This is a genomic window from Gammaproteobacteria bacterium (assembly GCA_024235095.1).
GTDB lineage: Bacteria > Pseudomonadota > Gammaproteobacteria > Competibacterales > Competibacteraceae > UBA2383.
This window is the reverse complement of sequence record JACKNC010000001.1, coordinates 1,152,850-1,164,850: the sequence shown is the minus strand read 5'-3', so window position 1 is coordinate 1,164,850 and position 12,001 is coordinate 1,152,850. Positions and strand designations below refer to the sequence as shown.

Here is a 12,001-nt window from a genome sequence, read left to right as displayed (position 1 = left end):
GGACAGCTCTGATGACAGCCCTTCTTCTATAACCTATTGAACTTTAATCTCCTCATTGCAGTTCCATCTCTCCCGTGAACCCGGATAGGTAAACCATTTCAGGGAATTTAATACAAGGCACGGTTCTTGCTCAATCCCTGGTGGATACCCGAAGATGATTGACACCAGCAGGGGACAAGAACCAATGAGCAACGTTGACACCACAAGCGCCTTGACCCAAGGGCTTCGCAACCTGACGCCAGGAACCGATCAGTCATTATCCTCAGCGCATGTTGATATCCAGCATCTGGAATCGGAAGATTTTGCCAGCGTCTTTAAATCCATGCTCGTAGGCGTCAACCAGTCTCAGCAGCATTCGAGGCAATTAACCGAATCTTTTGACATCGGTCAACATGATGATTTAGCAGGAGTCATGATCGCCCAACAGAAAGCCAAACTGGCTTTTCAGAGCACCTTGCAAGTTCGCAATAAACTGGTCACGGCCTATCAAGACATCATGAACATGCCGGTTTGATTCCTCGATGATCAGCCGAACTGATCGTATGCTGAGGAGAAGGCGTCGTGGCTGAAGAAAACAACGGTTCGCCACCGACTCCGCTGGCCAGGGTCGATTGGCGTGCGGAACTTGAAAAATTTCGCCAGCCCGGTCCCGCCCAGATCGGAATCATGGCGGGAGCAGCGTTGCTGTTGGCGTTGCTAGTAGCGCTGGCGCTGTGGTACAGCGCGCCTACCTATCATGTACTATACAGTGGCTTGGCCGAGGAAGACGCTGGCCAGATTATGGAGGCCCTGCAAAAATCCAATATCCCCTTCAAGATTGACCCGCGCAGCGGCGCGCTGATGGTGCCATCCGATCAAGTCCATGAGGCTCGTCTGAAACTGGCCGGCCAAGGTCTACCTAAAGGGACAGTCAATGGTTTGGAGATGCTGGAACAGCAGGATAGTTTCGGCGTCAGCCAGTTCATGGAAACCGCCCGCTACCAGCACGCGTTGGAAGGCGAACTGGCGCGCTCGGTTATGACCATCCAAGCCGTAGAAAGCGCCCGAGTTCACTTGGCGTTTCCCAAGGAAACCGTGTTCGCCCGTCAACAACAGCCACCAACAGCTTCAGTGTTGGTGCAGCTTCATCCGGGGTACAGCCTGACCGATGGCCAAGTTGCGGCTATCGTGCATTTAATTGCCTCTAGCGTCCCCAGGCTCAAGCCTGAACAGGTATCGGTAGTTGATCAGGCCGGCAATCTACTGACCCGGAAGGAACGAGAAAACCCGGATGGAATGAATATTGACCAGCTGGAGTATACCCGGCGTATTGAGGAGCGTTACGCTCGGCGTATTGAGGACTTGCTCTTGCCTGTGTGGGGTGCAGGTCGGGTCCGCGCCCAGGTCTCGCTCGATGTGGATTTCACAGCGAGCGAAGAAACAGCTGAACGCTATGAACCCCGTAGTGAACCGCGCCCGGTCCGCAGCGAGCAATTACTAGAGGAACACAATCCCCGACAGAATAATCCCGTGGGAATTCCTGGCGCATTGTCCAATCAACCTCCTGGCGTGGCTGTAGCGCCGGAAGTTGTCGAACCTACAGCCAATCCTGCAACGCCCAGTACGCCTGAAACTACTCCTTTGCCCACCCGCAAGGAAATCACGCGTAACTACGAATTGGATAAACGGGTCACCTTCATTCGCAACCAGCCGGGGCGAATCACTCGGGTATCTGCGGCGGTAGTAGTTGATGACCGAGTTGTTCTTGAGGATGGACAGCCGGTTCGTAAACCGCTTACACCAGAAGAAACCGAGCAGATCACGACCTTGGTCAAACAAGCGGTTGGTTTTAACGCCGAGCGGGGCGATAGCGTAAATGTTCTGAATGCGGCTTTCGCGCCTGCAGGCATTGCCGAACCCCCCTTGCCGATGTGGCAGCAGGCCTGGTTCCTGGAACTAGTCAAGTGGGCGGTCGTGGCGCTGTTATCCCTGCTCATTCTGCTGTTGGTAGTGCGCCCCATGATGCGGCGCTGGTTGCCAGCGCCGGAACCCGTAGCGGCCCTGGAAGGTGGCCAGGCGGGACAAGCAGCGCTGACGGATCAAAGCGCGGATGAGAATGGTTTGGAGGGACTTCTGGAGGATCAGGTGCAAATCGGCGGCGCTTTGGAAAATGGCCGCAGTGAAGGTGGCGCATTGAGCGCTCCAGCCGAACTGCTCGAAGAACGGATGGACCTGGCCCGCTCCCTGGTGTCCGAAGACCCGAAGCGTGCGGTTCAAGTGATTAAGAATTGGCTAATCAGCGAGGCCTAAGCTGCGATGCCGGAATTAACCCCCACTTCCCTGAAGAGCGTCGAACAGGCAGCCGTGGTGCTTATGGCGCTTGGCGAGAGCCATGCCGCTGAAATTTTGCGCCATCTTGACCCGCGCGAACTGCACAAGATCGGCGTCGCCATGGCGAATATGACTAATGTCAGTCGCGGCCAGATCAGCGAGATCATCCATACGTTTAATGAGGCCGTGCGCAATCAGAGTTCGTTGACGATCGATAGCGAGAACTATATCCGCGGCGTCCTGACGCGCGCCCTGGGTCGTGAAAAAGCCAAGGGCATTCTGGAACATATCTTCGATACCGAGGGCCAGTCTGGCGTCGATTCGCTGAAATGGATGGATGCCAGCGCCATCGCCGGCGGCCTGCGTGAAGAGCATCCGCAAGTGGTTGCGCTGGTGCTATCCTCTCTACAAACCGACCAGGCCGCCGAAGTGGTGGGCTTGTTACCGTCCCCATTGCGTGATGAAGCCCTGTTGCGTGTGGCGATTCTCGACGAAATTCCCTCGGGGGCGCTCGAAGAACTCAACGAACTGATTGAAAAGCAGGTCATGCGTAATATCAGCGCTGCCGCTACTTCCAAGATTGGCGGCCCCAAACGGGCCGCCGAGATTCTTGGTCGTTTGGATGCCGCTATCGAAGGCGAGATTCTCGACAAGATCAAGGAAACCGATGCCGATCTGGGAACGGCTATCGAAGATTTGATGGTGGTCTTCGAGAATCTGCTCAGCCTCAACGACCGCGATGTGCAAACACTGCTGCGCGAGGTTTCCTCCGAAACGCTATTGATCGCCCTGCGCGGCGCCGACGATGCGGTTCGCAACAAGATCCTGAGCAATATGTCCCGGCGCGCCGCCGATTTGTTGCGCGACGATCTGGAGGCCATGCCGCCGGTCAAACTCAGCGATGTGGAAGCGGCTCAGAAGGATATTTTGAGTACCGCCAAGCGACTGGCGGAGGCTGGTGAAATTACTCTGAGCAGTAAGGGAGATCAGCTTGTCTAAAATTATCTCAGGTGATCGTTTGACGGCTTACCAGCGCTGGGAATTGCCCAGCGTCGATCAACCGCCGCCCGAATCAGAGCCGCCACCGACGGCTGCGCCTTCTCCCGTTGTGGTTCCCACCAAAGCGGAAACCCGGCAAAAAGAGTCACGCAGCTCGAAAGCCTCCTCAGCGCCGCCCACGCTGGACGAAATTGAAGCCATCCAAAGCGAGGCGCACGAGGAAGGATTTGCCGCTGGCTATCAGGAAGGCCGGCGTGAAGGCCGCGAGCAGGGCTACAAGAAAGGCCAGCAGGAAGGCCATACCGAAGGTTATCAACGTGGTTACGCTGAGGGACTGGCCGCCGGCCGCGACGAAGTGTTGCTGCGAGTGCAAAAACTGGATCAGATTCTGAGCTATATGCAGCAACCGCTGGAAAACCTCGATGCCACGATTGAAGAGGAACTGACCAAACTGGCCACTGAGATTGCTCGACAACTGGTGCGACGGGAACTGCGCGCCTCGCCGGGCGAAGTCGTGGCGGTTGTGCGCGAGGCGGTCAGCTTGTTGCCCGTAAGCAGCACTGGCATTCAGGTTCGTCTGCATCCGGATGATGCGCGATTGATTCGCGAAGTACTTTCACTGGGTCGGGATGATGAACCGATTTGGAAGATTGTCGAGGATCAGACGCTCAGTCGCGGTGGCTGCATCATTAATGCTGAGCTATCGCGAATCGACGCGACGGTCGAGAAACGACTGGGCACCGTGATTGCTGCGGTCCTTGGCGACGAGCGGGAAAGCCATGTCAGCCATTCTTGAATTGGAGCATATCCCACGCTGGCGCACCCATCTAGCTCAGCGTCGCCAACGAGTTGTGGAGACGCCGGGGTTGGTGGTGGAGGGACAGCTAACCCGAATGGTCGGTCTGACTCTGGAAGCCGCTGGCTGCGTCGCGCCGGTTGGTGCCCGTTGCCTGGTTACCAATCCGAATGGGGCGCAGATTGAAGCCGAGGTCGTCGGTTTTTCTGGTGGCAAGTTGTTTTTGATGCCCAGCGGCGATATTCATGGCCTGATGCCCAATTCCCGGGTGATTCCCACGGGTGGCGTTAGCCAGGCGCGCATTGGTGAAGGCTTGCTTGGACGAGTACTGGATGGTTCCGGACGTTTTCTGGACGGGCTACCGCCGCCAGCGCACACTGATCTGGTTTCATTAGCCGGCAAGTCGATCAATCCCTTGATGCGCAAACCGATTCGTGAGCCGCTGGATGTCGGGGTGCGGGCCATCAACGCGCTACTATCGGTGGGACGCGGTCAACGCATGGGCCTATTCGCGGGTTCTGGCGTTGGCAAAAGCGTGTTGCTGGGCATGATGACCCGCTTTACCGAGGCCGAGGTGGTGGTCGTCGGGCTGATTGGCGAGCGCGGACGCGAAGTTCAGGAATTCATCCAGGAAATTCTGGGTGCTGAAGGCATGGCCCGCGCCGTAGTGGTGGCGGCGCCAGCGGATGCTCCGCCGCTCATGCGCTTGTACGGCGCGGCGTTGGCTACCCGGATTGCCGAATATTTCCGCGATGCGGGCCGACAAGTATTGTTGCTGATGGACTCGCTGACGCGCTACGCCCAGGCGCAGCGCGAGATTGCACTGGCGATTGGCGAGCCGCCCGCCACCAAGGGTTATCCGCCCTCGGTCTTCGCCAAAATTCCCCGCCTCGTGGAACGCGCCGGCAACGATACCATCGGTGGCTCCATCACGGCTTTCTACACCGTATTGACCGAAGGCGACGATCAGCAGGATCCGATTGCCGACGCCGCCCGCGCTATTCTTGATGGCCATGTGGTGTTGTCGCGGCGACTGGCCGAAGCCGGCCAGTATCCAGCCGTCGATATTGAGGCCTCGATCAGCCGGGTGATGCCGCAGATCAGCGGTCCCCGCCATCAGCAATTGGCGCGACGCTTCAAGCATGTTTATTCGACTTATGAGCAGCACCGCGACTTGATCAACGTCGGCGCCTATGTTGCCGGCAGTGATCCAGCGGTGGATGAGGCGCGGGACTATTATCCGCGGCTCAAGCAATTTCTGATGCAGGGTATCGACGAGCGTGTCACCATGGCGGATAGTCTCAAGGCGCTTGAGGTTGTTCTGCAACCCAGGCCCAAGGAAGCGAAGGGTCGATAGAGGGCAAGTTCAATGGCGAATAAATCCCATCCATTGCAAGCAGCGGCTCAGGTTGCGCAGTCCCGGGAACAAGCGGCAGTCAAAGCGTTGGGAGAGTCTCAACAGCGACTTACTGAACAACAGAATCGCTTGCAGCAATTGCTGATGTTTCGGAGCGAATACGCCACCCAGTTTCAAAACGAGGGCAGTCATGGAATTTCTGCGCGCCGGTATCAGGATTACTCGGCGTTTCTGACCAACATGGATCATGGCATTGTGCAGTTGCAGCAGCAATTGGCATGGATGCAGCAGGAACTACAGAGAAAACAGTTGGCCTGGATCCAAAGTCGCTCCAAAACCAAGGCGCTTGAGGAAGTGATCGAGCGCGACCGGAAGACTCAGCTATGGGAAGAGGATCGTCGCGAACAGCGCGATAGTGATGAACACAATCTGCGTGGTCTGACTGCTCGGATGCGATTTATTGATGGCGTTTAATCATGATGTTTAATCATTAGATTGTTATTACTAAACCGCTTTTAAGTAAGGACCGCGCCATGGCCCATCTCGACATCGCCCATTTATTGACATCATCCTGTGGCAAAACCAATAGCGTCGTGGCAGCGGAAAGCGTGGTGGAAACAGGCCAGGAGCCTATGGCTCGATCACCTTCTTTTAGTCAATGGTTGCGAACCAGTATTCTGGGTCATCTGGCAGAAAGTAAGGCAGACTTTGAATTAGAGGGAAGTCCCATTGATCTGGAAGAGTCTCTGGATTTATTAGATGAAGAAGTTGTGGATGCACAAGCGCTGCAAGAACCTCTACAAAAGATTGACTTAGGCAATCCCGATGAGTTTGGCGCTGATGGCCTGCAAGTCACTATTTTACCGCTTGAGTCCAGTGATTTAGGAACGGATGAACCACAACAAGCCACTGTTTTACCGCTTGAGTCCAGTGACTTAGGGACTGATCAACCACAAGTGGCCGTTTCAACGCCAGGTTTGAAGCAACATGCGCCGATTTCGATGTCAGGTTTAGAAGAAACTGGGATTGTATCAACGCCGGATTTGGGCAGGGAGGGGTTGCCTGTTGATGGAAACGAGCTAAAAGAACCAATACTTGCTAATAACAGGAAAGATCAACCGAAAACTCTGGATAAGGAGCCGCTGGATGAAATGCCATGGGCCGGTTTTTCGCTGTTTATGGAATCACGCGCTGCTTTGCAGGATGTGAGCTTTCCCAGAAAGGATTCCACAACAGAAAGCATGATGGACAAGGCCGATGAAGATAAATCCATAGGCATCACTCATCATCCAAAGATTAGCCAGCCCGAGTTCGATCCAGTCGATTCATTAGCGCAGCGGAAGGAGAGTAAGCCGGTGCTTGGCATTATGACTCCTTTAGTCAAAAACATGCGAGGTGAAAGTAATGCGCCAGGATTGAAAACCAAACAATTATCTGATGACGGAAGCTTGGAGCGACCCGAACGAAAGTCATCCTTGAAACTACCCGTAACGCCAATCCGTCGAATCGTCTCCAATACGCCAGCAGCCTCAATAAGGCCAGCGATACCTTCTTATGTTCCAGTAATTCCCGCTGCTACACCAGCAGATTCAATAAGGTCAGCGGTTCCAGCTACGCCAGACGCATCGACAGTTCCCCCGGCTGAGGTTCCTGCGAGTCCAGCGATGCCTGCAACGCCGGCGACCCCGCCCGTTTCGGCAGCCCCAGCGCCGCTGAGCGCTTCAATACCCCCGGCGACCTCACCTGTTTCGACAGCCCCGGCTGAGGTTCCTGCGAGTCCAGCGATGCCCGCGACGCCGGCGACCTCACCTGTTTCGGCAGCTGAGGTTCTTGCGAGTCCAGCGATGCCCACAGCGCCGACGACCCCGCTTGTTTCGGCAGCCCCAGCTGAGGTTCCCGCGAGTCCAGCGATGCCTGCACCGCCGGCGACCTCACCTGTTTCGGCAGTCCCGGCTGAGGTTCCTGCGAGTCCAGCGATGCCTGCACCGCCGGCGACCTCACCTGTTTCGGCAGTCCCGGCTGAGGTTCCTGCGAGTCCAGCGATGCCTGCACCGCCGGCGACCTCACCTGTTTCGGCAGTCCCGGCTGAGGTTCCTGCGAGTCCAGCGATGCCTGCACCGCCGGCGACCTCACCTGTTTCGGCAGTCCTGGCTGAGGTTCCTGCGAGTCCAGCGATGCCTGCACCGCCGGCGACCTCACCTGTTTCGGCAGCCCCAGCTGAGGTTCTTGCGAGTCCAGCGATGCCCACAGCGCCGACGACCCCGCTTGTTTCGGCAGCCCCAGCTGTGGTTCCAGCGATGCCCGCGACGCCGGCGACCTTGCCTGTTTCGACAGCCTCGGCTGAGGTTCCTGCGAGTCCAGCGATGCCTGCAACGCCGGCGGCCTCACCCGTTTCGGCAGTCCCGGCTGAGGTTCCTGCGAGCCCAGCGATGTCTGCACCGCCGGCGACCTCACCCGTTTCGGCAGTCCCGGCTGAGGTTCCTGCGAGCCCAGCGATGTCTGCACCGCCGGCGACCTCACCTGTTTCGGCAGTCCCGGCTGAGGTTCCTGCGAGTCCAGCGATGCCTGCACCGCCGGCGACCTCACCTGTTTCGGCAGTCCCGGCTGAGGTTCCTGCGAGTCCAGCGATGCCTGCACCGCCGGCGACCTCACCTGTTTCGACAGCCCCGGCTGAGGTTCCTGCGAGTCCAGCGATGCCTGCACCGCCGGCGACCTCACCTGTTTCGGCAGTCCCGGCTGAGGTTCCTGCGAGTCCAGCGATGCCTGCACCGCCGGCGACCTCACCTGTTTCGGCAGTCCCGGCTGAGGTTCCTGCGAGTCCAGCGATGCCTGCACCGCCGGCGACCTCACCTGTTTCTGGCAGTCCCGGCTGAGGTTCCTGCGAGTCCAGCGATGCCTGCACCGCCGGCGACCTCACCTGTTTCGGCAGTCCCGGCTGAGGTTCCTGCGAGTCCAGCGATGCCTGCACCGCCGGCGACCTCACCTGTTTCGGCAGTCCCGGCTGAGGTTCCTGCGAGTCCAGCGATGCCTGCACCGCCGGCGACCTCACCTGTTTCGGCAGTCCCGGCTGAGGTTCCTGCGAGTCCAGCGATGCCTGCACCGCCGGCGACCTCACCTGTTTCGGCAGTCCCGGCTGAGGTTCCTGCGAGTCCAGCGATGCCTGCACCGCCGGCGACCTCACCTGTTTCGGCAGTCCCGGCTGAGGTTCCTGCGAGTCCAGCGATGTCTGCACCGCCGGCGACCTTGCCTGTTTCGGCAGCCTCGGCTTCGCTTGGCGCTTCAGTATCCCCGACGACCTCACCTGTTTCGGCAGTCCCGGCTGAGGTTCCTGCGAGTCCAGCGATGCCTGCACCGCCGGCGACCCCGCCTGTTTCGGCAGCCTCGGCTTCGCTTGGCGCTTCAGTATCCCCGGCGACCTCACCTGTTTCGGCAGTCCCGGCTGAGGTTCCTGCGAGTCCAGCGATGCCCGCGACGCCGGCGACCCCGCCTGTTTCGGCAGCCTCGGCTTCGCTTGGCGCTTCAGTATCCCCGGCGACCTCACCTGTTTCGGCAGTCCCGGCTGAGGTTCCTGCGAGTCCAGCGATGCCTGCACCGCCGGCGACCTCACCTGTTTCGACAGCCCCGGCTGAGGTTCCTGCGAGTCCAGCGATGCCTGCACCGCCGGCGACCCCGCCTGTTTCGGCAGCCTCGGCTTCGCTTGGCGCTTCAGTATCCCCGGCGACCTCACCTGTTTCGGCAGTCCCGGCTGAGGTTCCTGCGAGTCCAGCGATGCCCGCGACGCCGGCGACCCCGCCTGTTTCGGCAGCCTCGGCTTCGCTTGGCGCTTCAGTATCCCCGGCGACCTCACCTGTTTCGGCAGTCCCGGCTGAGGTTCCTGCGAGTCCAGCGATGCCTGCACCGCCGGCGACCTCACCTGTTTCGACAGCCCCGGCTGAGGTTCCTGCGAGTCCAGCGATGCCTGCACCGCCGGCGACCCCGCCTGTTTCGGCAGCCTCGGCTTCGCTTGGCGCTTCAGTATCCCCGGCGACCTCACCTGTTTCGGCAGTCCCGGCTGAGGTTCCTGCGAGTCCAGCGATGCCTGCACCGCCGGCGACCTCACCTGTTTCGACAGCCCCGGCTGAGGTTCCTGCGAGTCCAGCGATGCCTGCAACGCCGGCGACCTCACCTGTTTCGGCAGTCCCGGCTGAGGTTCCTGCGAGTCCAGCGATGCCTGCAACGCCAGCGATCTCACCCGTTTTGATAGCCCCGGCCCCGCTCAGCGCTTCAATACCCCCGGCGACCCCGCCTGTTTTGGCAGCCCCGGCTGAGGTTCCTGCGAGTCCCGCGAGTCCCGCAACGCTGGCGACCTCACCCGTTTCGGCAACTCCGGCTGTGGTTCCTGCGAGTCCCGCGAGTCCCGCAACGCCGGCGACTCCGCCTGTTTCAGTAACTCCAGCCCCGCTGAGCGCTTCAGTACCTCTGGCCACCTCACCCGTTTTGGCAGCCCCGGTTGTGGTTCCTGCGAGTCCTGCGAGTCCCACGACGCCGGCAACCCCGGCCCCGCTTAGCGGCGCTTCAGTACCCCTGGCGACCCCGCCTGTTTTGGCAGCCCCGGCTGTGGTTCCTGCGAGTCCCGCGAGTCCCGCAACGCTGGCGACCCCGCCCGTTTTGGCAACTCCGGCTGTGGTTCCTGCGAGTCCCGCGAGTCCCGCAACGCCGGCAACGCCGGCCCCGCTTAGCGGCGCTTCAGTACTCCCGGCGACCCCGCCTGTTTTGGCAGCCCCGGCTGTGGTTCCTGCGAGTCCTGCGAGTCTCGCGACGCCGGCAACCCCGCCCGTATTGGCAACCCCGGCCCCGCTTAGCGGCGCTTCAGTACCCCTGGCGACCCCGCCTGTTTTGGCAGTCCCGGCTGTGGTTCCCGCGAGTCCAGGGATGCCTGCACCGCCGGCGACCTTACCCGTTTCGGTAGCCCCGGCTGTGGTTCCCGCGAGTCCAGGGATGCTTGCACCGCCGGCGACCTCACCCGTTTCGGCAACTCCGGCTGTGGTTCCTGCGAGTCCCGCGATGCTTGCAACGCCGGCGACCTCACCCGTTTTGGCGACCTCGCCTATTTTGGCAGCCCCGGCTGAGGTTCCTACGAGTCCAGGGATGCCTGCACCGCCGGCGACCCCGCCTGTTTCGGTAGCCCCAGCTGCGGTTCTCGCGAGTCCAGGAATGCCTGCACCGCCGGCGACCTTACCCGTTTCGGTAGCCCCAGCGCCGCTGAGCGCTTCAGTACCGCCGGCGACCTCGCCCGTTTCGGCAGCCTCGGTCGCGGTTCCTGTGGCATCAACGATGCTCGCGACGCCCACGACTTTGCCAGCGTCCGTAATCTCTGCAAGGATTCCTGACATACCAGGGGTTACAGTTAACGTTAATCCAACACCAGCGATCCCAACTACGCCTGGTGTTTCTTCTTCAACCATGACCGCGGTCACGACTGTATCATCTCCAATACCTGCAGCACCTGCGACAACAGCATTTGCTATTGAAAACGATCGCATAAATATTGCTGGCACAGAGTATGTTACTGTCATCCAACAAACACTGCCTCTAGGAGATCTGCGTCCTCGAAGGCGCACACGATTTGCCGAACCTTTTACTGGCGGCGCTTCTAACGATAATGAAAAACAATCCGTCAAAGGTCGGCTGGCATCATCAAGTACAACCATGTTCAGTGGTCCGCTGCGGACACAGCAAGCAGCAACAAATCCAACGAGTAACCCTGTCCTTGAAAATACAGGATGGAAAGTATCCTTAATAAACCGTGACTTACCTGTATTCGAAGCAACTGCTCAGACAGACCAGCAATATAACGATGCCATCGTTTCATCCGCGGTCTTGGATCACAATGAAATTTCGGCAAAAATAGTCAATGTTCAATCTGTGGAACCCAATGTACCTGTTGCGGGTGGTACCTCAACGCTAGCTAATAATGCTTTACCAGTTGCAGCGACTCGAACCGCCGAGACGCCATCTCCAACATGGCTACCAACGCTCCCGGAAACCCTCGATTTACAGCAGAGTAATTGGGGACGAGCACTGGGCCACCAGCTGAACTGGATAGTTAACAATCGGATGCAGGAAGCAGAGATTAGAATAAATCCACCACATCTAGGCCCGTTAGAAGTGCGTATGTCGTTACATCAGAATCAGACTAACGTGACATTTTTCTGTCATGATGCGGCAGTACGGGAAGCCATTGAAAACGCGATACCTCGATTGCGAGAAATGCTGGACAGTCAAGGTATTTCGCTAAATCAAGCGCAAGTGTCCGATCAATCGCTTGCTCGTCAACAAGCAGGTTCGGGCGAACAATCGCCGCATAACTTACGCGATGGGCGGTCAGCGGTTGCGCATCAACCTGATCCGGAGCTTCCTTCTGATGAAACTGAATCTCGACCACGAACAAATCTGCCCGGAACAGTCGACGACTACGCATGAAGTAACACCAAATACCGATATGCAGGAGTTTGTTTTCAGGTGCAGGACTTTCGCTTATGGGCTATTTTTTACTATAT

General features: G+C 58.7%; 9 protein-coding genes. 7 read left to right on the top strand and 2 right to left on the bottom strand.

What is annotated here, in order from left to right:
• The first annotated feature begins 154 nt into the window (after positions 1 to 154).
• The 6 genes from fliE to fliJ are packed head-to-tail and all read left to right on the top strand — an operon-like array spanning position 155 to position 5,936.
• Positions 155 to 514 (top strand): flagellar hook-basal body complex protein FliE, encoded by a 360-nt coding sequence (gene fliE / locus H6973_05205; GenBank protein MCP5125037.1) that lies wholly within the window; start codon positions 155 to 157, stop codon positions 512 to 514.
• A gap of 47 nt (positions 515 to 561) precedes the next feature.
• On the top strand, positions 562 to 2,289 hold the full coding sequence (gene fliF / locus H6973_05200) for a flagellar M-ring protein FliF (protein ID MCP5125036.1): 1,728 nt from the start codon (positions 562 to 564) through the stop codon (positions 2,287 to 2,289).
• A gap of 6 nt (positions 2,290 to 2,295) precedes the next feature.
• Positions 2,296 to 3,309, top strand: coding sequence for a flagellar motor switch protein FliG (gene fliG, locus H6973_05195; GenBank protein ID MCP5125035.1), 1,014 nt, complete (start codon positions 2,296 to 2,298; stop codon positions 3,307 to 3,309).
• Positions 3,302 to 4,105: a flagellar assembly protein FliH gene (locus H6973_05190; GenBank protein MCP5125034.1), complete on the top strand. Its 804-nt coding sequence runs from the start codon at positions 3,302 to 3,304 to the stop codon at positions 4,103 to 4,105. The genes fliG and H6973_05190 overlap by 8 nt, the downstream gene beginning before the upstream one ends.
• Complete coding sequence (gene fliI, locus H6973_05185; protein ID MCP5125033.1) at positions 4,089 to 5,462, top strand: flagellar protein export ATPase FliI; 1,374 nt, start codon at positions 4,089 to 4,091, stop codon at positions 5,460 to 5,462. The genes H6973_05190 and fliI overlap by 17 nt, the downstream gene beginning before the upstream one ends.
• Before the next feature lie 12 nt (positions 5,463 to 5,474).
• Complete coding sequence (gene fliJ / locus H6973_05180) at positions 5,475 to 5,936, top strand: flagellar export protein FliJ (GenBank protein MCP5125032.1); 462 nt, start codon at positions 5,475 to 5,477, stop codon at positions 5,934 to 5,936.
• Positions 5,937 to 7,014: 1,078 nt separating this feature from the next.
• On the opposite strand, the gene H6973_05175 is transcribed toward fliJ, so the two are convergent.
• A complete protein-coding gene (locus H6973_05175; protein ID MCP5125031.1) occupies positions 7,015 to 8,364 on the bottom strand; it encodes a hypothetical protein in 1,350 nt (449 codons plus the stop codon).
• The gene (locus tag H6973_05170) at positions 8,309 to 10,918 is read right to left on the bottom strand and encodes a hypothetical protein (GenBank protein ID MCP5125030.1); all 2,610 of its coding nucleotides are present in this window, start codon (positions 10,916 to 10,918) and stop codon (positions 8,309 to 8,311) included. The genes H6973_05175 and H6973_05170 overlap by 56 nt, the downstream gene beginning before the upstream one ends.
• On the opposite strand from H6973_05170, the gene H6973_05165 reads away from it, so the two are divergent.
• A complete protein-coding gene (locus H6973_05165; protein MCP5125029.1) occupies positions 10,905 to 11,924 on the top strand; it encodes a flagellar hook-length control protein FliK in 1,020 nt (339 codons plus the stop codon). The two genes, H6973_05170 and H6973_05165, sit on opposite strands and share 14 nt — an antisense overlap.
• The last annotated feature ends 77 nt before the right edge of the window (positions 11,925 to 12,001 follow it).